Raw genomic sequence first — 22,337 nt, forward strand, 5'->3', positions numbered from 1 at the left:
GGTCGGTCCGTGGAAACAACACAGCAGACCGCGGCGTGGGAAGTGCCGGCCGGGGTGAATCTCCACGAGTACGTCCTGCTCTCCACCGCCGCGAGTGGCGATCATCTCGCGGTGGTGGACCTTTCCCGGGGTATCCACCGCGAATGGACCTACGAGCAGGTGAACGCGGCCGTCGCGGGACTCGCGACCTGGTTGCGGCAGAACGGGATCGCCGACGACGACGTCGTGGCCGTGCTGACCGAGAACAGCGCCGAGTTCGTGGTGGCCTACCACGGGATCCTGGCGGCGGGCGGGGTGGTGCTCGCGCTCGACCCTCGGGACACCGCCGACCGCTGGCGGTCCACGATCGGCACCGGAGGCGCGAAGGCGCTGATCGCCGAGACCGCCTTGGGGCCACCGGAATCCACGCTGCCGGTCGTCTGCGTCGGAGCGGTCACCCCGGGCGGTACCGCGTGGGAAGACGCCGTCGCGGTCAAGCCGCGGCTGACGCACCCGGCCGGGGGCGATCGCACCGCCGTGCTGATGAGCTCCAGCGGCACGGAAGGAGTGCCGAAGCTCGTCCCGGTGACCCATCGCAACCTGACCTCGAACCTCGGTCAGATCGATTACCTGCACCGGGTGCACGGCGAGGACGTGGTGCTGTCGGTGCCGCCGCTGCGGCACGTGTACGGCATGCAGATGGCGATGAACCCGGCGCTGCGTGCCGGGGCGACCCTGGTGATCGGGGCCACCCCCTTCGCGGCCGAAGACTTCCTCCGCGACGTGACCGAACACGGCGTCTCCCTGTCCTATCTGGTGCCCAGTGTCATCACCGAGTTGGGGAAGACCGGGCGGCCGCTCCCATCGCTGCGGATGATCGTCTCGGGTGGCGCGCCGCTCCCCACGACGGACGGCGCCCGGTGTTCCGAAGTCCTGGGCGTACCGGTGGTGCAGGGCTTCGGGATGACCGAAGCGGGTTGCGTGAGCTTCAGTCCGGACGGGGTCGAGGTGCCACCGGGGTCCACCGGCCTGCTGGTTCCCGGGACGGAGATCAAGTTCCTCGGCTCCGGCTCCGAGGACGGAACCGAGTCCGGCGAACTCTGGCTGCGCGGCCCCCAGATCGCCCTGGCCTCGGCGGACGCGGACGGCTGGCTGCGCACCGGTGACCTGGTGACCCGGGACGCGGACGGTTTCCTGCGGATCACCGGGCGGGCGAAAGCCCTGATCAAGTACAAGGGACACCAGGTGTCACCCGCCGAACTGGAAGAGGTGGTGACGAGCCACCCCGCCGTGTCCGAAGCCCACGTCGGGGGAGTACCCGACCCGATCGCCGGGGAGATCCCCAAGGCGTTCGTCGTCCTCGACGAGACCGTTCCGCTCGCGGAGATCACCGCATACGTCGCCGAGCGGGTCGCCCCGCACAAACGTGTGCGGGCGATCGAGCGGGTGGCCGCCATCCCGCGTTCCTCGACCGGCAAACGGATCCGGCCACCGGCCCTGCGCGTGCTGGTCACCGGTGGGGGACGCGGGCTCGGGCAGATGTTCGCCATCGCTCTGGGCGCCACGGGGGCGAACGTGGTCGTCGCGGGCCGCGACGAGGGTGCTCTGGCCAAGACCGTCCTGGAGATCCGGCAAGCAGGCGGAACCGCGACGCACGTGACGCTCGACGTCACCGACGAGGCATCCGTGACCCGCGGGATCGCTCAAGCGATGGAAGAGTCCGGTGGTCTCGACGTCCTGGTCAACAACGCGGGCGTCCCAGGCCCGATCGGTCCCTCGTGGACGGTCTGCGAGCGGGAGTGGCGGCGCACGATCGAAGTCAACCTGTTCGGCTCGGCGACCGTGACCAGGGCCGTATTACCCGCGCTCACCGGGCGGGTGGTGAACGTGGTGAGCCGGGCCGGCCTGGTCGGCTGGGCGAACGCGAGTGCCTATGCGGCGTCGAAGGCGGCCTTGATCTCACTGACCGCCAGCCTGGCGGGCGAGTTCGGCGACACTGGCAGGGTCGCGGTGGCGTTCGACCCGGGATTGGTGGACACCGGCATCACCGGGGCTCACTTGGCCCGCGGCCGGACGGGAATCCACTGGGAGGACGAGATCCTGGAGTGGACACTGAAAGCCCGCGAGGCCGGACATTTCACCTCCGCCGAGGCCGCGACCGAAGCGCTGGTCGCCGTTGTGACCGGGGCAGCGGATCACCTGAACGGCCGCTATGTAGGGGTCGACGACGTAGGCTCACTGTCGCGTTCTCGGCCCGTTCGCCGGTAGATCGTCCGCGATCGCATCAAGAGATCACGGACTGCGGGTACGTTCACCATTCTCGAACCGGGCGAGGCGGCAGGGCCGTGTCGGCGAGTGCGCGCCGCCCGGGAATGCCGAATTTGCGGTACACGTTCGACAGGTGGAACTCGATCGTGCGCACGGTGAGCACCAGGCGGTCCGCTATCTGTTTGTTGCTATAGCCGTTCTTGGCCATTGTGGCGACGTTCAGCTCCTGCGTGGTCAACCTGGTCCGTTGTACGGGAGTGGTGAGTCCGTGAAGCAGCTTCTCGATCTGTTCCGTCAACGTCACATCACCGATCCACCGAGCTGATCTCGCGGCTCGAAGGAGTTGGTCCTTCGCTGCCTGATGCTTGCCGGAGTCCAGAAGTCTCTTGCCCTGCTCGTAGCAGACGGTCGCGATCCCGACCGGGGAGCCGGCGACCTCCAGCAGATCGACGGCGTCCCTGAGCCGTTCGGACGGCCGCTCGGAATCCTCTATCATCTCGAGGACATACAGCCCCCAGGCCACATGTTCGGGTGACCGCCACGCCGTCGCGGCCTCGTACTCCTGCGTCGCCGCGGTGACGGCGGTATCAAGCTGTCCGCTGGCGGCCGCCGTGAGTGCCAGCAACCCCTTTCGTCGCGCGACCGAAAAAGTCGCCGCGACCTCCGTGCCGGGAAGTCGCGAAGACGCACGCAGATCTCGGTAGGCCTCGTCGGTCCTGCCCGCGATCAGATGGAGCCAGCCACGCACCACCAGCACCAACGGGCGCATGGTCGGCCATTTCCGCAGAAGGCGGTCGAAGTCTTGCCTTCGCAGGGCCTGGTCGGCCTGGTCCGCGTCATTGATCGCGACCAGCGCTTCGATATAGAGGGGGCCCGCCAGATCACGCAGGCAAGCAGGATGTGCCGTGGTGGCGAGTCGCGCCAAGGCGGTCCGCGAACCCGCGAGGTCCCCGGCATGCTTCGCGTGCTCAGCCCGCATCAGCGCGACGTGATCGGTGAACTTGTCGTCAGAATCGCGCTCCAGCTTCCACAGATGTGCGTCCGCGCTTTCGAGCTCACCGGTCCGCAGAAGAATCGTCACTCCATGCCATAGGCAGCTCGGATTCCACGAACACACTTCGTCAGTGAACACGAGTTCGGCCTGCGCCGCGGTCGCCAGGCGGTCGGTGCCCCGTGAAAGCATCGCCAGCGCCGCCGACGCTTGGCACCCCGGATGCGATTCCGGCCACTGGGGCCCGATGAACCCGGATTCCGAGACCGGCTGAGTTGCGTCGGGTTCCACGTTGGTCAACTTCATCCGGCCCTCCCGTACCTCGTCCGCCATTGTCCACGAGCTTGGATAGGGTGCTTCACCCACTCGGGTGACTATTTGGGGTGTTTGCGGGTCCGTGTTGTCGACGACGGCCGCCTCGGTGGCGAAGCCGCGCGAGGACTTCGTCGCCGAATGCGGCTACCGCTCATCGAGGTGGGCCCGCCTATGTGCTCGTAATGTTTTAAAGCCCCTGTCGTGGCCTCTGTGGATGAATCGGGCGTAGTGCTACGCGTGTAGGTTTTCGGGTTTTTTCGACCGAGTACGACTGGGCGTCTTGCTCGCCACCGGTGGCTACCTTGTGTCACTCTTGCAGTAAGGAAAAGTCTGTCAGTCTTGAGGACGCTCTCCTTGTTTCCCCAGGAGGAGGGCCACTTTTCCGGTTGGCGAAATCTTGCGAGCATCACTTAAGGTGACCCCATTGTGTGTTAGGTCGTTTCCGTTGGACAAAAAGGCAGAATTTCACTTACTTCTGCTATAACGTGTTACTATTTGGCGCAAGAAATTGCATTATCCCTTGGTGTGAAATGCGTCGAAAATCGAGCCATTCGGAGTGCCTGTGCAGGCGAAATCACTTTCCTCGACGTTTCTTTTCCCGGGTCAAGGTGCCTATCTGGCCGGCGTCTTCGGTGCCAGCGGAACCGCCTTCCCTGCCATCGCCGCCGAACTCACCCAGATGGACGAATATTCGTTGCGGGCAGGCGGCCCCGCGGTGACTTCCCTGCTCACCGACACCGCTTCCCCCACCTTGGACCATCTTCTGGAGAGCGACGTCCCGGCATTGAGCCTGGCGATCTTCGCTTCCCAGGTCGTGGCCGCACGGCTCTACCAGGAGGAGTTCGGCCTTTCGCCGACGCTGCTCGTCGGCCACAGTTTCGGCGAATTCGCCGCGCTGGTGGTGTCCGGCGCCTTGACCCTGGAAGAAGGTGTCACGCTCGTGGTGGCGCGTGACCGAGCGCTGCGCGCCTCGGGGGCCTCCGGGGGTATGGTCGCGATCGAAGCGGGCTGCCGGCGGGTGGAACACCTGGTTGCCGCGATGGCCGACCGCAGTCTCGCGGTCGCCGCGGACAACGCCTATGACCAAACGGTGGTCTCCGGGTCCGAGTCGGCTGTCGCCCGTCTCGCGGACGTCGCCCGCGCACTCGGCGTCAAGGCCACCGTCCTCCGGGTGCCCTACCCGTTCCACAACCACCGGCTCCTCGGCCAGGCCAACGAGCTGTTCGCCCGGACCGTGGCCACGATCGCCCCACGAGTACCGCGAATCTCGGTGTACTCGCCCGTTCTCGGACGTCGGGTCGAAACCCCCGAGGACGTTGTGGAGGTGCTGTCGAACCATCTGGTCCGGCCGGTGCGCTTCCTCGGTGCGCTGCACACGATCCGCGCGGAGGGCGAAACCCGGTTCGTCGAGTGCGGTGCGCGGTCGACGTTGGTGGACCTCGCGGCCACGACCTTGGCCGGGATCAGCACCAGCGCGCCCTTCCGCCGCCGTGCCGACGACGCGGGCGTGCTGGCCGAGGTACGTGTCCTCGACGCCGGTGTCGAAACCAAGCGGCAGGCGACGGCCGCGCCCGCTCCTGTCGCCGCCGCTCCCGTCGCCCCGGCCCCGGTCGCACCGGAGCCCGTGGCGTCCGTCGAGCCGGTGCCGGTCGAACCGTTGCCAGCCCAGCGGGTCACCTCGGCAGCGAGCGAAACCGGTGATGGGGAGGGCGAACTCTCCGAGACGGAGGTGCTCGGCGAACTCAAGACGCTGTATGCCGACGCCGTGGGCTATCCCGCCGATGTCTTCGAGGCCGGTGTGGAACTCGAGGCCGATCTCGGCATCGACTCGATCCGTCAGACCGAACTCCTGCAGCGGGCGAGGAAGCGCTACGACGTTCCCGAGGCCGATCACATCCGGATCACCGACTACACGACCCTCGAGTCCATCGCCGGGCTGATCGTCGAACTGAATCACCAGGGAGCGCAGGTGTGAACGGCCAGGACTTCGACGGCAAGATCTGCCTGATCACCGGCGGCTCGAAAGGGCAGGGCCGGGCGATCTCGTACGAACTGGCCGGACGGGGCGCGCACGTCATAGTCAACTGGTTCCACGATCAGGCGGCGGCCGAGGAGACCGTCCAGACCATCGTTTCCGCCGGTGGCTCGGCGGAGGGCTTGCGCGCGAGCGTGGCGAAGGCAGAGACCGTGGACGCGATGTTCGAAGAGATCGGACATCGGCACGGCAGGCTCGACGTGCTGGTCAACAACGCCGCCCGCGGGGTCTTCGTACCGCCGGAGGTGCTGACGGAGCACGACTGGGAGCGCGCGTTCAACACCAATGTGCATGGGCCGCGCCGCTGTTCCAGGGCGGCTTTACCGCTGATGCGGGAACGCGGCGGAGCCATCGTGAACCTGGGTTCGCTCGGCACGAGCGTGGTGATCGAGAACTACGTCTGTACGGCCGTGTGCAAAGGTGCGCTGGAGCAGCTCACCAAGTATCTTGCGGTCGAATTCGGACCGTACGGCATCCGGGTCAACATGGCCTCCGCCGGGATGCTGGAAAGCGAGACCGTCAAGCTGTTCCCGGACAGCGAGAGGGTGCTCGAAGCCACCGTCGCGGGTACTCCGCTGAACCGGCTGGGCACCCTCGAGGAGAACGCGAAGCTGGTCGCGTTCCTGGCGTCGGACCAGTCGTCGTGGATGACCGGTGAAGAGGTCGTCAACGACGGCGGTCTCCGGCTGGGTGGAGCGCTGATCCGCGCCGGGGGCACGTGGGGTGGGCGGGAGCGGATCGTGGCCGCCACCCCGTCCGCGCCGGAGGTCACCACACCGGCCCCCGCGCCGGAACCGGTGCTCGCGGCCGCACCGGCGCGCACCGAGCCGGTGACCGGAGGCACCGAGGACGACTGCGTCGCGATCGTCGGCATGGGACTGGTCGTTCCCGGTGCGGAATCCCCGGAAGAGTTCTGGAACCTCCTGCGGACCGGAGAGCCCGCGTTCTCCGCGCCGGGCGACCGCTACCCGGACGAAACGTTCTGGGCCGCGTCGCCGGGCGAACAGGACCGCACCTACGCCAGTGTCTCCGGCTTCGTCCGGGCCGGCCGGTCCGACGACATCGCCCCGGAGGCGAGCTTGTCCGCGTCCTGGCTGCGCCGGGCCCTGCGTCAGGCCCTGCCCGCCTCCGCCGGTCGAGGCCTGCGGACCAGCTGTCACATCGGGGCCTGCTCCGACGGAGACCAGCACTTCGAACAGGCGATGGTGGTGGAGGGCTACGCCCGGCGGCTCGCCGAAAATTGGCCAGGCGAGAACCCGGTCTCGCTCGACGAACTCCGTGCCGCGCTGCGGACCCGCTACGACCTCGACATCGGGCACGCCGCCGGACATCTGCCGGACGGGATCGTCCGGCACGCGATCGACGGCCTCCTGCCGGGGAACACGCCGTTCACCGTGGTCGACACGGCCTGTTCGTCGTCGTTGTACGCCCTTGAGCAAGGTATGACCGCGGTGCTCGACGGCCGGGCCGAGCTGGCTCTCTGCGGGGGCTACTTCATGGTCACGCCGCGATTCAACGTGCTGTTCGGCAAACTGTCCGGGCTCAGCGAGGCCGGCAAGGTCGCTTCCTACCAGCAGTCGGCCGACGGGACACTGTTCTCCGACGGGGCCGCTGTGGTCGCGGTGCGCCGTCTCTCCGACGCCCGGCGCGACGGCGACGAAGTGCTCGCCGTCCTCGCCGGCTTCGGCGCTGCCGCGGACGGCCGGGGCCGCGCCATCGCGGCACCGAATCCCCATGGCCAAAAACTGGCGGTGACCAGGGCGGGCAGGGCATCGCAGGTGCCCGCGGACGAGATCGGCTGGATCGTCGGGCACGGCACCGGCACCAAGGCGGGCGACGCCGTCGAACTGGCCGCTCTCGATGGGGTCGCCCCCGCCGTTCCGGTTCTGTGCACCTCGAACAAGCCACTGGTCGGGCACACCGGCTGGGCCGCGGGCGCGGTCTCGGTGATCCATGTCGTGCTAGGCCTGCGCAACGGCGTCGTGCCCGCGCAACGTCCCGTCCCTGGCGAGGGTGAGCTGCTCGAATCTCGGCGGGTCACCGTTCCGGTGCGGGACACGCCGCTGCCCGCGTCGTCGCGCACCGTGGGCGTATCCGGATTCGGTTTCGGTGGCACCAACGGACATCTGCTGCTGCGGAAGGAACCCGCACCGGGCGCCCCGGTGGCCAGGAGCAAGCCGGAGGGCGCTCACGACGAGCCGATCGTCCTGGTGGGCTGGTCCGCGCATCTTCCCGGATCGCCGGACGCCGCCACCGTGCTCGACCGGCTCCGAGCGGGGAAGCCACCGGCCGAAGCCGCGTCCTTCCCGTCTCCGTATCCGGCACCGCCGGTGCGCGTCACGAAGATGCCGCCCGCCGCCTCGAACGCGGTGGACCGGACCCAGCTGATGGCACTGGAAGTCGCCGATCGGTTCGTGACGGAAAACGGCTTGCTCTGGCGCGGCATCGAGCCGGCCACCGGCGTGATCGGCGCGCACTACGGCCCGGCGACGTCCTGGCTGGAGACGGCTTTGCGTTCCTACGCCGACGATCTGCTGTCCTGGAACCCGGCGGGGCTGTCCGCGGACGACTACGCCGTGGCGGCCGAGGCCGCCGTCAAGCTGGTACGGGAAAACACGCCGGTGACCACTCAGGACAGTCAGCCCGGTCTGATGGGCAACGTGATCCCGGCCAGGATCGCCAACCACTACGACCTCAACGGTCCGGTCTTGCTCGCCGACGCGGGCCCCGCCGCGACCCTGCACGCCGTCGACATCGCGCGCCGGTACCTGCGCGACGGCACCCTCGATCTCGCACTCGTGCTCGCGGTCAACGGCAACAGCTCCCCGGAGCTGGAGACGCTCCTTGGCCGCGAAGCGCTGGGGGAGGGGGCTTTTCTCATGGCGCTGGCCCGCCGTGGGGACGCTGTGGCGGCCGGCTGGCCGGTGCTGTGCGAGCTGTCGACGGAGGCGCCCTCGACGTCCGGGGAATCCGGCGCACGCGAGCGCGACTACCTCGGCGCCCACGGTGCGATCGACCTGCTCACCGCGCTGGCCACACTGGACGAGACCCCTCGGCGTGAGATCGCGGGCGCGTTCCCGGCTCCGACGGTGACGCTCACCGCGCCTGCCCGCACCGAACGCGTCCGCCGCAACGATCGCTACGTCTGTTCGCTGGCCGAGGACCTCGAACCGGCGGAAGGAAGCTGGACGATTCCGCCCGGCCCCGACTGGCTGGTCCTCGCCCAGCCAGGATGCGCGGATCTGGTGCCCGCGGCCGTGCGCGAAGCGGGTGCCGTCGTCCGCGAGCTGGACAGCGCCGTCCCGGTCGAAGCGCAGGTGTCCCTCGACGAAGGCCGGTTCTCCCACGTGCGCGTGGTCGTCTCGACCCGGAAAGCGGGCTGGCCGACTTCGGTGGACGACAACCTCGTGCTCGCCCACGAGGCGCTCTTCCTGGCCGCGAAGGCCTGTCGCGACCGCATCGACGACGGCGGGTCGCTCGGCGTCGTCATCGACGACGCTCTCGCGGGTGGCGTGCCCCATCCCGACACCGGGCTGTTCTCGGCCATGGTGAGCAGCCTCGCGTGGGATCTGCGCGGCGCCCGGCTCGCCGTGGTCATCGGCACCTCGGACTGGGACGTGGTCAACCGGGAACTGGCGAACTACGGCGGGAACCCCGTGGTGATCCACCGTGACGGGAAGCGGTTGCGGACGACGATCGTGGCTTCGCCTTCGGAGCTCGACGAGATCGGCCCGGTCCTTCGTCCCGGCGCCGTCGTGGTGACCACTGGTGGCGCTCGCGGGATCACGGCGGCCTGTATGAAGGAACTCGCCGCCGCACAACGGATCCGGCTCTGGCTCCTGGGTTCGTCGCAGCTTCGGGATGTGCCCGAGCACATCCTCGACGCGCCGGATTCGGATTTGAACCGCCTCCGTGGCGAGTTCATCGCGGCCGAACGCGCGAAGCGGTCCGACCTGTCGGTGCGTGAACTGAACGGCCGGTTCGCCAAGCTGCTCAACGCCCGCGAATCACTGCTGAACCTGCGTGAACTGCGTGCGTTGTGCGGCGAGGACGCGGTGCACTATCTGTCCTGCGATCTCAACTCCGTCACCGCGGTCGCCGCGGCGGTCCAGCGGATCCGGGAGACGGAGCCGCGGGTGGACCTGCTCGTTCACGGCGCGGGCCTGCACAACGGCGGCGACATCTCGCGGATCACTCTCGACGGCTTGCGTCGGATCCGTGACGTGAAGCGGCGCGGCTATCACAACCTCAAGAAAGCGTTCGGGGACGCTCAACCTCTTTCATGGTGCAACTTCGGCTCAGTGGCGGGCCTGGTCGGCCTGCCGGGCGAAACCGACTACGCACCGGGGAACGACTTCCTCCACGGGGCAGCCAGGGCGAACACCTTCGCCCGGGGGCTCGAGGAACGCACCCTGGTGTGGCCGATCTGGTCCGAGGTCGGCATGGGCGGGTCGGACCTCATGCAGGGCAACAACGAGCGGGCCGGGATCATGGCCCCGCTCAACCCGGCCGAAGGAGTGCGGCACTTCGTCGCGGAACTGACCCGGTTCCCGGCATCCGAGCCGTTGATCGCCTTCCTGAACCCGAGGGAGCGGGAGACCTTCTCCCGGCAGTTCCCCGGATTCGTCCGGAACCGCCCGGCGCGGGCACCGTGGCTGCTCGGCACTCCTTACCGGTTCGACGCGAGCTCGGCGGAGTGGGTGCTCGAACTCGGGGGCCGGACGGCCGGATTCCTGGCCGAACACCTCGTGAACGACAAGCCCACCCTGCATGGCACCGGCCTAGCCACGGTCGCGGCCGAAGCGGCGACGGAACTGTTCCCGGATCGTCCGGTGAGCGCCCTGCGTGATCTGCGGTTCCACGCGTTCGTGGCTCCGAAGGCCAGGCCAGGAAGCCCCTACCGGGTGACGGCGACCTTCTCCGGCCACGATGGCGAGAAGGCGTTGGTGGAGGTCCAGATCACCAGTGACGTCGTGGACCGGCGTGGCCGGGTCCTGCGTCGCAACCGGCCGCACTTCACGTGCGTCGCCGAACTGGGACCCCTGGCGCCGTCGCCGTCGGCGGCGGAACGGGTCACCGGGAAGCACTCGGACGACCCGTACTACCGGGCAGGCAGCGGTGTGTACCTCGGCGGCGTCTTCCAGGCGACCACCGACTCGGTCGAAGGCCCCCGCGGCGCGAGTGCCCGCTGGGTGCACGTGCCCCCGGCGACCGAGTCGGACCGGACGCTGCAGGAGAATCCGCCGGTACCGTCGGTCCTTCTCGACGCGCTGGCCCGCACACGGATGCTGCGGACGGACGAGAACGGTGTCCACCTCCTCGCCGTCCCCCGTGCCATCGGGCGGATCGACTTCTTCACCGCGGGTGGCGACGGCCCGGTCTCCCGGGCGAATCCCGACGGCATCGTGCTCAATCACGTCGCCGCCGAGAACATCGACGAGGCGTCCTCGGTGGACGGGCGGGTGCTGATCCGGATCAGCGGCTGCGAGATCTACGACGTCGACGACACCGAACGCTCACTGGTCACGGGCACGTGACGGCGTCCTTTCCTGCCGCCTGAACACCCGACCTGGGGAACTTGATCCAGTAACACTGAGGAGTTTCGCTTAGCTCCATCACGACGCCAGGCCACCGGCGGTCTCACCACCGTCGATGACAAAGGCTTGGCCCGTAATGAAGGCGGCGGCGTTCGAGGCCAGGTAAGCCCCGAGTGCCGCTATCTCGTCCGGGTGGGCCATCCGCCCCGCGGGCAGCCGGGCGGCCATCGCGGCCTGATCCTCGGGGCTGGCGATCTCACGGTCGATCAGGGGCGTGTGCACGAAGCCCGGACAGATCGCGTTGACCCGGATCTTCGGTCCCAGCTCGAGCGCCAGTGTCTTGGTGAACTCGATGAGCCCCGCCTTACTGACGTTGTAGCTTACATAGTCCGGCATGCCGACCATTCCGCTCACGGACGAAACGTTGACGATGACACCGCCGTCACCTGCGTCCATGCGGCGCGCGGCTTCCTGCGCCACATGGAATGCACCCGTCAGGTTCACCGCCAGGACACGTTCCCAGCCGGCCGCGTCCGCCTCCAGGAACGAGGCGTGCCGCATGACACCGGCATTGTTGAACAGCGTGTCAACACCGCCCCACAACCGGTCCAGGTCGGCGAACACCTCGGCCACGCGCGCGCGGTCGCTGACGTCGGCTTCGGCAGCCACTTCGAGTCCGGGCAAGGTATTCTGTAACGCCGTCAGGCCTTCTCGATCGACGTCCAGCACCGCGACGCGGGCACCGTCGTCGACGAACCGTCGTGCAAGAGCCTTGCCGATCCCGGACGCTCCACCTGTGATCACGACTCGCATACTTGATCACGATAGACGCGATGCGCGCAGACAACATCGTCCATATGGTCAGGCACTACTGATCATCGGGGCGGTGCTGGCGACCAACGGCGACGTCAGGTCCATTCTTCGCCGGAGCATTTCGCTATTCGGGACCCTGTTCCCGCGAGGCTGGAACTCAACCTCACGCTCGATTCGCACTCGAGCGGTCCCACTTCCACAGTCGCCGGCTGGGCCAGGATCATGCATCCAAGGGGTCCACCATCAGTCGAAGCCGCAGCTAGCGATCCTTTTCGACTCAACGCCGCTTTAAAGGTGTAAGTGGCCACGCTGGCGGCCAGTCCGTCACTGGCCGGTCGCGTACACAAGGCCGTGCGTCGGTCGTCGATCAGTTACGACTCACTCGTCTCGTTGGCTTCGCCCGGCTCGGCGGACAGATGATCGTGAACGGCGAGCCAGCCCTGGGCGTAACGGTGGAAGACAATGGTCTCCCGCTCCCTGAGCATCACCTCCGCTCCGAAGGTCACCCGCGTCCGCACCACGTGCGTGAAGATCGCGTTGTCCTCGTCGAGGACCTGCACGGCCCCGTCGAGTGACTGGCAGCTCAGCACGCGCATTCCCTCACTTTCCCAGCCACGCCAGATGGTTTCGTATTCGGCCCGGTCGGAGATCACTGTCGGGTGATCGTGGAAAACAAAGGTGGCGTCTGCGGCAAAACCGGCGAAATAAGCCTCGGTGTCGTGCTTTCCGTACGCGTATACGAGACTGGCCGACATGTCAAGGACCTCGTTGCGGACAATATCGACGCCAACTGCCTTGTCACTCTCCGTCATCGCGTACATCCATTCTGAACAGGGATGGCCAAGTGGCCAGTAATACGTGGCCTAAAGGCTATATCCAGGATCGCGCGGGTCGGTCAGGCTACCCCTACCCGCCAGGCACCCCCGAGTTGATCAGGAGTCCGGCATGTCTACGGTTCGTACGCGGCCGACAACCGAACTGTTCGGTGAGGCATACTTTCAGGATCCACATCCGGCGTGGGAATGGTTGCGCCGGAACGATCCCGTCCACTCGACGATGCTTCCGGGTGGTAGTACCCCGGTCTGGCTGGTATCCCGGTACGACGAAGTCAAGTCCATCCTGTTGGACGAATCGTTCTCCAATTCTTTCGAGCACGCCCCAGTCGAGTTCCGCGAGTATCTTGGCCTCGGCGCGGCGAACACGCCCGGCATGACCCAGATGGATCCCCCCGAACACACCCACCTCCGCGGGCTCGTCAGCGGATTGTTCACGGCGCGGCACGTCCAGAACCTCGAAGACGAGATCACCACGATCGTCGATCACGTACTGGACGACCTGACCGCCTCACGCGGCCGACCGATGGACGCGGTTCTCGGGCTTGCCTGGATGATCGCCACTCGCGTCGCGTGTCATGCGTTGGGCACGCCACGTAGCCAGGCGCGCGAGCTGTCAATCCAGTTGTACACGATGATGTCGACGGATCCTGACACGGCAGCGGCGGCGGATCGCGCCAAGAACGAGGTGCGGTCCTGGCTCCTCCGAGCCGTGGTGGAAGCGCCCGGAGGGTATGACGGCGGTCTTGCCCACACCCTCGCCGCCAACGGCGAACTGGACACTGAGCGGCTGCTTGACCTGCTCATGACGATGATCGAGGGTTGCACCGTCAGTCCGGCCAATCTGCTGAGTATGGGGTTACTCATTCTGCTCGATCACCCCGAGCAGCTCGCGGCCTTGCGGGCGCGTCCCGACGGTATGACGGCGGTAATCGAGGAGATGCTGCGTTACGAATCGGTCGCTGCCACCTCGCTGTGGCGCTTTCCCCGCACCGATTGCACGATCGCGGGCAGAACCATCGCGGCATGCGAGCCGGTGTGGCTGCTGCTGGGGTCCGCGAATCGAGACCCCGCGCGGTTCGAACGGCCGGACGAGTTTGATCCTTTGCGGTCCAACAACAATACGCATCTCGCGTTCGGCCGTGGGCGGCACTCCTGCTTCGGCAGCGCGCTGGCACAACTGGAGGCGAGAATTTTCTTCACCAGGCTGCTCGAACGCTTTGACACAATCAGTCTCGCCGTCAACCGAGCGGATGTGCGGTTCCGTCACTGTCTGATGGACCGTGCACTAGCGGCCTTGCCGATCGTTGCCGATAAGGAACGGTGATGTCATCATGGACGAAATCCAGCCTTCCTTGGAATCCGAAGACGTGAGGTCGCGTCTGCCTCAGGCGATCAGGGAATGGCAGGAGATCCTGGCTGATAAATGGGTGTCGACTGCCGAGGATGATGTCGATAAATGGGGCCAAGCCACTTACCCGACGAATGCCGTACCACTGGCGGTCGTCTGGCCGGCCACCGCCGACGACGTCGCGTCGTGCCTGAAAGTAGCGGCGCGGCACCGAGTCCCCCTATACACCGTGAGCACCGGGCGCAATTGGGGGCTGGGCTCGGCCGTCCCGCCCCGTCCTGGCTGCGTCCTCATGGTGCTGACGCGCATGAACCGGATCGTCGATTTCGACGAGGAGCTTGCCTATGTCGCGGTGCAGCCCGGTGTGACGCAGCGGCAGCTAAGCGAATTCCTGGCGTCGCGTGGGTCGCGACTGCAATTCGGTGTCACCGGCAGTTCGCCGGATTCGAGCATCGTCGGCAACGTTCTCGAACGAGGCGATGCCGAGGGCGTGAACGGAGACCGGTTTGAGAACGTCTGCGCCCTCGAGGTGGTTCTCTCGACCGGCGAAACGATCCGAACCGGGTTTTCCCGCTTCCCTGGCGCGCTGACGAAATCGCTCCATCGCTGGGGAGTTGGGCCGTGGCTGGACGGTATTTTCACACAGTCGAACTTCGGCGTCGTCACCCAGTTGACGTTGTGGCTGGCGCCGAGGCCCGCTGGCGCACGTACGTTCAGCTTCGCAGTCGACTCCGACGAATCCCTGTCCCGGCTCATCGACGCGTTGCGGCGGTTGCGGCTGAGCCGGGTCCTAGACGGCGGTCTGGTGTTCGCCAACGACGTGCGGGCCATCGCTGAGCAACGCCAGTTCCCGTTCGATGAGTGCGATTCCGGCCAGGCGTTGCCCTCTGAGGTGCTGAGCCGGCTCCGCCATGAACACGGCGTGCTTCGATGGAACGGCGGGGGCGTCATCTACGCCGCGGACGATGCCATCTCGGAAGCGCTCTGGTCCCACGTCCAGGCCGAACTGTCCAGCTGCACGGAAATACTCGAGTCCGCTACCGGAGACGCGATCGTCGAGGCAGCCGCAGCTGGCACCCCGGTCGAAACTCACCTTCGCATGGCCTACTGGCGGCTTCGTAAGCCGATCCCGGACTCCCCGTTGCATCTGGACCGGGACGGCTGCGGGCTGATCTGGTGCTGTCCGGTCGTTCCCTTCGTCGGAGCGCATGTTGTCGCCGCCGCCGCGATCGTGCGGGAGGTCTGCACCGATGCCGGTTTCGAGACGAACATCGGCCTGCATCTAGTAGCGCCCCGCAGTATCGCGATGACGGTCGCGATCCCGTTCGACCGCAGCGTCGAATCCGAGAGCAAACGCGCGGCGGAAGCCAGCGCGCTCATGCACAAGCGGTTCGCTGAAGCCGGCTACATCCCCTATCGCGTGCCGACCAGCAGCATGGACGTCATGCATCGAGCCAGTGACGATTCACTGCCAATACTTCGCCGGCTCAAGTCAGCACTGGATCCCGCCAATGTCCTGTCGCCGGGGCGTTACGAATAAGCCAACTTGATCGGAGTAGCCGTGAAAATCAATAGCTACGACGAGTGGTCGCCACTCAGGGAAGTCATCGTCGGATCAGGTATCAACTTGACGCAGCACGACATTGAGCTGTCGTTCAAGCTGTTCTTCCATGACGAGGCCAACTCCGCGTTCTACTACCCGAAATACCAGCCGGGGCGGACCGGGGCGAAGGATTCGCATGCGCCGAAGACACGCTACGTCGAAGAACTCGAGGAGGACATCGAGTTGTTCGTCGACGCACTGAAGCAGTTATCGGTGAGTGTGCATCGGCCACTCGAACTCTCCGGCCCCAATGTCATTACCACGCCCTCGTTCTCGGCGACGCCGACACCGGCACTCAACGTCCGCGATCAGGCTATCGTCTTCGGCGACGAGGTCATCGAAACGCCGCCGCAGGTGCGTGCCCGGTACTTCGAGAACGACCTGCTGAAGCCGGTTCTGTATGACTATTTCCGACAGGGCAGCCGGTGGACGACCATGCCGCGGCCCGTCATGACGGACCTCTCGTTCGACACGGAGTGGGTGTCTGGTCAGAACACGCCGGCCGCGGAGAGCATCGTCAAAAGGACACCATCCCCCGCGGACATCGGCTTCGAGATCATGATCGACGCGGCCCAGTGTCTCCGGTTCGGCCGGGACGTGATCGTCAACGTGGCGACCGAAAACCACGAGCTGGGATTGGAGTGGCTGCGCCGCCACCTTGAAGGACGGTTCCGGCTGCACACCGTCAAAAGGCTCTCGGGCAACCACATCGACAGCCTGGTGCTGCCGTTACGCCCCGGCACCCTGCTGCTGCGGAACGAGTCCGTTGTGGACTACCTGCCTGAGCAGCTGCGAAGCTGGGACCGGATCCTCGCGCCCGAGCCCAGCGAGAACAACTTCCCCGCTTACGATGACGACGACCTGATTCTCACCACGCCATACATCGACATGAATGTACTCTCGATCGACGCAGAGACCATCGTGGTGAACTCATTGTCCCCGGAACTCATACGCCGCCTGGAAGCTGCGGGCTTCACCGTCGTCCCGGTCCGGCACCGGCACCGCCGCCTGTTTGGCGGTGGGTTCCACTGCTTCACCCTCGATACGGTGCGAGACGGCGGGCCGGAGGACTATTGGGACTAAGACCGCATCTCATTTGGATGTGTTGTCAGGTGGGCGATATCGTTGATCGGCGATGACTGATGTGGAGAAGTGGTGTCCGGAGCCGTTGTGGCTGCTGGCGTACCCGTTGTTGCCCGATGCGCCGCAACGCCACCAGGGCGGAGGTCGGCGCCGGCTAGACGATCGTGCGGTGCTGGCCGCGATCCTGTATGTGTTGCAGACCGGTTGTGCCTGGTCGGCGCTGCCCACCTCGTTCGGAGTCAGTGCCGCGACCGCGCATCGCCGGTTCACTGAGTGGGTCGAGGCGGACGTGTTCGTCCGGTTGCACCAGATGATGCTGGATCTGCTCGGTTCTGCCGGAGCGATCGACTGGTCACGAGCGTCGGTGGATGCCATGCAGGTCAGGGCGGTAAAAGGGGGGATCTGACCGGCCCCAGTCCGGTCGATCGAGGCAAGCCGGGCTCGAAGATTCACGCGATGAGCGAGCGTGGTGGTATCCCGTTGTCGGTGGTCATCTCCGCGGCCAACCGCAACGACCACCTGGAGTTCGAGAAGGTGGTCGATGCGGTCGCGCCGGTCACCGGACCGGCCGGACGTCCCCGGCGTCGCACGGACAAGCTGCACGCGGACAAGGGCTACGACTACGCGACCTGCCGCAAGACGCTGCGTCGACGGGGCATCGTCGCCCGGATCGCCCGCCGGGGTATCGAGTCGGCCAAACGGCTGGGGCGCCACCGCTACGTCATCGAACGGACCCTGGAGTGGGTTTCCCGGTTCCGTCGGCTGGCACGCCGCTACGAGCGCAAGGCCGCCCATTTCCTGGGTTTCGCCCAACTGGCTTGCGCGGTGATCTGCTACCGCCGAGCCGTCAAGCTGGATCTCCTGACCCACAACAACCCCAAATGAGACACGGTCTGAGCCGTGTCCTGTAGGTCACGGGAGCCAGAGCTCGATTGCGGCGATGGTGAGTTCGGCCTGGTAGTAGGCGGCGCGTTTGGCGTAGCGGGTGGCCAGGTCGCGGAACTGTTTGAGCCGGTTGAAGCACCACTCGACCACGTTGCGCTGTTTATGGACTCAGCATCGAACGCGGGTGGTCGTCCGCCGCTGCGGCCTTTGGCTGTGCGGCGGGCGATCTGGTCGTCCCGTTCCGGGCTGACAACCTGACCCGCCGGTCTCGCATCGCCCGGCGGGTTGAAGGATGCGAAACGCCTTGTCCGCGATCACCGTGTCCAGTCGGAGGCGTGGCCGGCCTGGACCGATCGGGGCGACGGTGATGCCGTCCAGTAGCGGAACCAGCTGCGGGTTGTCTCCGGCTTGGCCCGGGGTGAGCAGGAACCGCATCGGCAGGCCCCGCCCGACCACTTACAGGACACGCCCTAAGTCATTCGGGCCTGGCGACCACGAACTCCTTGATCAGGAGCTACGAAGAAGGTAACGAGGCTGCCGCGTTCCGCTGGTCCTCCGCTCGCCCCTCCCGGTCAGGTGGGCCGAACGGGCAGAAATTCTAAACATAAACTCTGCTTGCGCTTCTGTCTGCGGCTCCGACATCTGAGCCCACTCGGTAGTATCACGAGATGATCGGCTCCCCAGCTGTAGTCGCAGCCGCTGTTCGTGACCTGGTGGACGCGGAGGTGGCAAAGGCGGCCAAACGTGTCGACGAGGACGGTGTCCACCCCGTCGAGGTGCTCGGCCGCCTCGGACTGGCGGGTGCTTTCCGCTCTCACATCGAAGGCGGGAAGCAGCCCGGCCTCGACATCGCCATCGCGACGACGGCGGCCATCTCGGAAGCCTGCCTGACGACCGGTTTCTGCACGTGGTGCCAGCACTCGGCGGCCTGGCTCCTGGTGAACAGCGACAACGTCGAGCTGTGCTCGCGGTTGCTGCCCGACGTTGCGAACGGCACCGTCATGGCCGGTGTCGGGCTCGCGAACCCGGTGAAGGCCATGAGCGGCACCGAGCAGTTCAAGCTACGTGCTGAACCCGTTTCGGGTGGTTACCTGGTCAGCGGCGCCCAGCCGTGGATATCCAACATGGACGAAGGGCACTGGTTCGCCACGGTTTTCGCCCACGTGGCCGACCCGTCCCACCGGATCATGGCGATGGTGCGCTGCGGACAGCCGGGCGTGACGATTCGGCCGAACGTCCACATGACGTCGATGCGTGGTAGCGCGACGGTGACGGCCCTGTTCAAGGAGGCCTTCATCCCCACCGGTCAGGTCCTGGCGGACCCGGCCGAAGACCTGCTGGCCCGTGCCTACCCGGGAATCGTCCTGCTGCAGACCGGAATGGCGTTGGGGGTGATCGGGGCGAGCGTCGCCATGATGCGCGAGTTCGACGCTGGGCAGTCAGAGAGCAACCGGTACCTGCCGCGCCACCCGGACGACTTCGCGGCCGACCGGGACCAGCTGCGGGACCGGATCACGCGGCTCACCGAAACGCCGCTCGACGACTCTCCCGGCTACCTCCGGTCGGTGTTCGAGACTCGGTTCAAGGCCAGTGAGCTCACCCTGGCGGCCACGCGGATGGCCATGCTGCGTGCCGGACTACCGGCCTTCATGCAGGGGTCTCCGGTGGACCGGAGAATGCGCGAGGGCAACTTCGTCGCGACGATCACACCGTCGATGAGGTTCCTCGTCCGTGCTCTGGCGACGATGGGCAGGAGGACGCCGTGGCCGACCTGATCGTCACCGCTCCCACCGGCGGCGAGAGCGCTCTCGACGGCACTGGAACCGAGACGGTCATGGAGCGCGTGCGGCAGGCGGGTCTTCCGGTGCGCGGCGAGTGCGGTGGATCGATGTACTGCGGGACATGCCACGTGATCGTCGATCCGGCGTGGGCCGGGCGGCTCAAGCCGCCCGGCGAGGAGGAAACCGACCTGCTCGACACGCTGCACGACCGGCAGCAGACGTCCCGCCTCGGCTGTCAGATCACCATGACGGACGAACTCCACGGACTTCGCGTGCGGCTCCCCGGAACGCTCGCCCGACCTCCGCGGCAGCGGACGTCAGGCAATCCCGGCACGATATCGCCGCTATCGGCGCGGGGATGAGCGGCATCTGCCAGTGCTCGCAGGTCGGTGAACCGCTGGTGCTCGTCGACGGACAGCGGAGCCGGCAGTTCTTCCCTGAGATCGATGCCAGCCACGTTGCTCGGCAAGGCGATAACCAACGAGACGACTCGCGCATCGGGCGGTGGTCGCCACCGCGGGCCTTCGCCGCTTGAGACTGGTAGCTCAGCGACGGGAACGCCAGCTGGTGGCGGCCTGGAATGGGACGGGGCGCGGACGGGAAGGCGCAGGTTGCGGGGGAGCGGTCCGGGGTGCGGCGCCGAGCGCTGAAAGGACCGCGACCAGCGCCGCCAGCTCGTCATCGTCCGGGGAACCATGCAGGACCCGGACGGTCACGTCGGCCATCAGACGGGCGGGTTCCCGTGCTTGCGCGCGGGGATGTCCGCGTGCTTCGTGCGGAGCATCTTGAGCGTGCGGATCAGCAGTTCACGTGTTTCACCCGGCTCGATCACGTCGTCGACCAAGCCTCGCTCCGCCGCGTAGTACGAGTGCATCAATTCGGTGCGATACTGCTTGATCTTCTGTTCCCGCACCGCGTCCGGGTCGTCGGCCGCCTTGATCTCGCGGCGGAAGATGACGTTGGCGGCGCCTTCCGCCCCCATCACGGCGATCTCGTTCGTCGGCCACGCCAGCGAGATGTCGGCGCCGATGGAGCGCGAGTCCATCACGATGTACGCGCCGCCGTAGGCCTTGCGCAGGATGAGCTGGACCCGCGGCACCGTGGCGTTGCAGTAGGCGTACAGCAGTTTCGCGCCGTGCCGGATGATGCCGCCGTGTTCCTGGTCCACGCCGGGCAGGAAGCCGGGCACGTCCACCAGGGTCACGAGCGGGATGTTGAACGCGTCGCAGGTCTGCACGAACCGGGCGGCCTTCTCGCTCGCCTCGATGTCGAGCACCCCGGCGAAAACGGTGGGCTGGTTCGCGACGATACCCACCACGTGGCCGTCCAGCCGGGCCAGCGCGCAGACGACGTTGGTGGCCCATGCCGAGTGAACCTGGAAGACCTCGCCGTCGTCGACGATCTCCTCGATCACCGCGCAGATGTCGTACGCGCGGGAAGGATCCGTCGGCACCAACTCCAGCAACCGGTCGGTGCGGCGATCGGCAGGATCGGCCGTCGGCTCGTGCGGCGGGGCCTCGTTGTTGTTGGCCGGCAGGAGGGAAAGCAGATACCGCACGTCTTCGAGACAGGTCTGCTCGTCGTCGTAGGCGAACGCGGCGACTCCTGAGGTCGACGCGTGCACGTCGGCGCCGCCAAGGTCGTTAAGCGAGATCTTCTCCCCGGTCACCGCCTGCACCACGTCGGGGCCGGTGATGAACATCTGCGAGGTGTCGCGGACCATGAACACGAAGTCGGTCAGCGCGGGCGAGTACGCCGCCCCGCCCGCGCACGGGCCCAGCATCACCGAAATCTGCGGGATGACGCCGGAACACCGGGTGTTGCGCCGGAAGATGCCGCCGACCCCGGCGAGCGCGGTGACCCCTTCCTGGATCCTGGCGCCCGCGCCGTCGTTGAGCGACACCAGCGGCGCCCCCGCAGCCTCCGCGAGGTCCATCACCTTGTGGATCTTCTGTGCGTGTGCCTCGCCCAGCGCACCGCCGAAGATGCGAAAGTCGTGGGCGTACACGAAAACCGTGCGCCCGTGGACGGTTCCCCAGCCGCACACCACGCCGTCGGAGTGCGGCCGCCGATCCTCCAGGCCGAACCCGGTGGCCCGGTGTCGCCGCAACGCCTCCAGTTCGGTGAAGGTACCGGGATCCATGAGCAGTTCGATGCGTTCGTGCGCGGTCAGTTTGCCGCGTTCGTGCTGCCGGACTGTCGCCGCGTCGTCCGGCCCGCGCCGCGCGGAGTCCTTGATCTCGCGCAGTTCGACGAGTCGGTTCTCAAAAGCATTCTCCGTTTCCAATGCTTCAGACATGGGTCGATCCCCTTTTCGGCGAGCCGGGCGGCCAGGCATCGCGGCACCACTTCCTGGCGGCGGATGAGATTTCCGCTTCTCAGAACTGCCCGCCCCGAGTAAGCGGGAGGTGCCTGCGAATCGCAGACTCGGTCAGTCAAGGACCATAAACATGTCAAGCCTGGGCCTGACGCCGCATTCCAAGGGGCGGAACAGAACACCTGTCCATGCCCACGGCTAGTGGGACGACTGTGACCTCGGCGGCCGATCGTGAAGTACATGAAGGCCCCCTTCCTTGCGCTAGACGCAAGGAAGGGGGCCTTCATGTACTTCGGTAGGGCGTGCCTGTTTCGTGCCGGCCCTTTCCCCTGTCCGTCGATCATTGTGGAATAGGTCTCATTCAGTCCGGTGAACGCGAAGGTAAGATCGGGCAGCTTTCTTCCAGATTCGGGTCGCCTGCTTGACAGTCGCCGAACCTTGCTGAAGCGTCAAGAGAAGTAATGAACGAACAGAACGTAAAAGTGGCAGGTCGTGCCGGGGCCGGGAGTGACCCGGGAACCCCCGAGCCGTCCGCGTCGGGGTTTC

The 22,337-nt window shown here is 66.6% G+C and carries 16 protein-coding genes; 10 read left to right on the top strand and 6 right to left on the bottom strand.

The window, feature by feature from the left end:
- Positions 1 to 9 precede the first annotated feature (9 nt).
- Positions 10 to 2,247, top strand: a complete 2,238-nt coding sequence (locus H074_RS00155) for an SDR family NAD(P)-dependent oxidoreductase (RefSeq protein WP_007027979.1) — start codon at positions 10 to 12, stop codon at positions 2,245 to 2,247.
- Positions 2,248 to 2,290: 43 nt separating this feature from the next.
- Here the strand turns inward: H074_RS00155 and H074_RS00160 are convergent, their stop codons facing one another.
- The gene (locus tag H074_RS00160) at positions 2,291 to 3,172 is read right to left on the bottom strand and encodes a helix-turn-helix transcriptional regulator (RefSeq protein WP_235096615.1); all 882 of its coding nucleotides are present in this window, start codon (positions 3,170 to 3,172) and stop codon (positions 2,291 to 2,293) included.
- Positions 3,173 to 3,371: 199 nt separating this feature from the next.
- On the opposite strand from H074_RS00160, the gene H074_RS41350 reads away from it, so the two are divergent.
- From H074_RS41350 to H074_RS00170, 3 genes are all read left to right on the top strand, one after another.
- Entirely contained in the window at positions 3,372 to 3,512 is a 141-nt protein-coding gene (locus H074_RS41350; RefSeq protein WP_235096616.1) for a hypothetical protein, read from the top strand.
- Positions 3,513 to 4,115: 603 nt separating this feature from the next.
- Complete coding sequence (locus H074_RS00165; RefSeq protein WP_007027981.1) at positions 4,116 to 5,528, top strand: acyltransferase domain-containing protein; 1,413 nt, start codon at positions 4,116 to 4,118, stop codon at positions 5,526 to 5,528.
- A complete protein-coding gene (locus tag H074_RS00170) occupies positions 5,525 to 11,125 on the top strand; it encodes an SDR family oxidoreductase (protein WP_007027982.1) in 5,601 nt (1,866 codons plus the stop codon). The genes H074_RS00165 and H074_RS00170 overlap by 4 nt, the downstream gene beginning before the upstream one ends.
- A gap of 78 nt (positions 11,126 to 11,203) precedes the next feature.
- Here H074_RS00170 and H074_RS00175 read toward each other — a convergent pair whose 3' ends face one another.
- Complete coding sequence (locus tag H074_RS00175) at positions 11,204 to 11,938, bottom strand: SDR family NAD(P)-dependent oxidoreductase (RefSeq protein ID WP_039921047.1); 735 nt, start codon at positions 11,936 to 11,938, stop codon at positions 11,204 to 11,206.
- A 371-nt stretch (positions 11,939 to 12,309) separates the two neighbouring features.
- A complete protein-coding gene (locus tag H074_RS00180) occupies positions 12,310 to 12,750 on the bottom strand; it encodes a YybH family protein (protein WP_051071858.1) in 441 nt (146 codons plus the stop codon).
- 133 nt (positions 12,751 to 12,883) lie between these two features.
- Between H074_RS00180 and H074_RS00185 the strand changes: the two genes are divergently transcribed.
- The 4 genes from H074_RS00185 to H074_RS38990 all read left to right on the top strand — a co-directional run bounded on the left by H074_RS00185 (position 12,884) and on the right by H074_RS38990 (position 17,693).
- A complete protein-coding gene (locus H074_RS00185; protein ID WP_007027985.1) occupies positions 12,884 to 14,098 on the top strand; it encodes a cytochrome P450 in 1,215 nt (404 codons plus the stop codon).
- 7 nt (positions 14,099 to 14,105) lie between these two features.
- Positions 14,106 to 15,662 (top strand): FAD-binding oxidoreductase, encoded by a 1,557-nt coding sequence (locus H074_RS00190; protein WP_039921051.1) that lies wholly within the window; start codon positions 14,106 to 14,108, stop codon positions 15,660 to 15,662.
- 21 nt (positions 15,663 to 15,683) lie between these two features.
- Complete coding sequence (locus H074_RS00195; RefSeq protein ID WP_007027987.1) at positions 15,684 to 16,808, top strand: hypothetical protein; 1,125 nt, start codon at positions 15,684 to 15,686, stop codon at positions 16,806 to 16,808.
- 52 nt (positions 16,809 to 16,860) lie between these two features.
- A protein-coding gene (locus tag H074_RS38990) for an IS5 family transposase (RefSeq protein ID WP_235096617.1) occupies positions 16,861 to 17,693 on the top strand; the annotation gives its coding sequence in 2 pieces (ribosomal slippage) (positions 16,861 to 17,197 and positions 17,197 to 17,693; 834 coding nt in all).
- A gap of 27 nt (positions 17,694 to 17,720) precedes the next feature.
- Here the strand turns inward: H074_RS38990 and H074_RS41955 are convergent.
- Positions 17,721 to 17,843, bottom strand: a complete 123-nt coding sequence (locus tag H074_RS41955; protein ID WP_007027990.1) for a hypothetical protein — start codon at positions 17,841 to 17,843, stop codon at positions 17,721 to 17,723.
- Positions 17,844 to 18,361: 518 nt separating this feature from the next.
- Here H074_RS41955 and H074_RS00215 point away from each other — a divergent pair.
- Positions 18,362 to 19,468: an acyl-CoA dehydrogenase family protein gene (locus H074_RS00215; protein WP_039921056.1), complete on the top strand. Its 1,107-nt coding sequence runs from the start codon at positions 18,362 to 18,364 to the stop codon at positions 19,466 to 19,468.
- Positions 19,456 to 19,836, top strand: a complete 381-nt coding sequence (locus tag H074_RS00220; RefSeq protein WP_007027992.1) for a 2Fe-2S iron-sulfur cluster-binding protein — start codon at positions 19,456 to 19,458, stop codon at positions 19,834 to 19,836. The genes H074_RS00215 and H074_RS00220 overlap by 13 nt, the downstream gene beginning before the upstream one ends.
- 183 nt (positions 19,837 to 20,019) lie before the next feature.
- Here H074_RS00220 and H074_RS39000 read toward each other — a convergent pair whose 3' ends face one another.
- A complete protein-coding gene (locus tag H074_RS39000) occupies positions 20,020 to 20,199 on the bottom strand; it encodes an acyl-CoA carboxylase subunit epsilon (protein ID WP_083920349.1) in 180 nt (59 codons plus the stop codon).
- Positions 20,199 to 21,773 carry an acyl-CoA carboxylase subunit beta gene (locus H074_RS00225; RefSeq protein ID WP_039921057.1) on the bottom strand — a complete coding sequence of 525 codons (1,575 nt, stop codon included), beginning with the start codon at positions 21,771 to 21,773 and terminating at the stop codon, positions 20,199 to 20,201. Before H074_RS00225 ends, H074_RS39000 begins: the two co-directional genes overlap by 1 nt.
- Between the last annotated feature and the right edge of the window lie 564 nt (positions 21,774 to 22,337).

It is taken from the genome of Amycolatopsis decaplanina DSM 44594 (assembly GCF_000342005.1).
GTDB lineage: Bacteria > Actinomycetota > Actinomycetes > Mycobacteriales > Pseudonocardiaceae > Amycolatopsis > Amycolatopsis decaplanina.

Bases quoted from the DNA above. Each gene is read 5' to 3' on its own strand.
- H074_RS00175 (WP_039921047.1), bottom strand. From the start codon at position 11,938: ATGCGAGTCGTGATCACAGGTGGAGCGTCCGGGATCGGCAAGGCTCTT.
- H074_RS00180 (WP_051071858.1), bottom strand. From the start codon at position 12,750: ATGACGGAGAGTGACAAGGCAGTTGGCGTCGATATTGTCCGCAACGAG.
- H074_RS00185 (WP_007027985.1), top strand. From the start codon at position 12,884: ATGTCTACGGTTCGTACGCGGCCGACAACCGAACTGTTCGGTGAGGCA.
- H074_RS00190 (WP_039921051.1), top strand. From the start codon at position 14,106: ATGGACGAAATCCAGCCTTCCTTGGAATCCGAAGACGTGAGGTCGCGT.
- H074_RS00215 (WP_039921056.1), top strand. From the start codon at position 18,362: ATGATCGGCTCCCCAGCTGTAGTCGCAGCCGCTGTTCGTGACCTGGTG.
- H074_RS39000 (WP_083920349.1), bottom strand. From the start codon at position 20,199: ATGGCCGACGTGACCGTCCGGGTCCTGCATGGTTCCCCGGACGATGAC.
- H074_RS00225 (WP_039921057.1), bottom strand. From the start codon at position 21,773: ATGTCTGAAGCATTGGAAACGGAGAATGCTTTTGAGAACCGACTCGTC.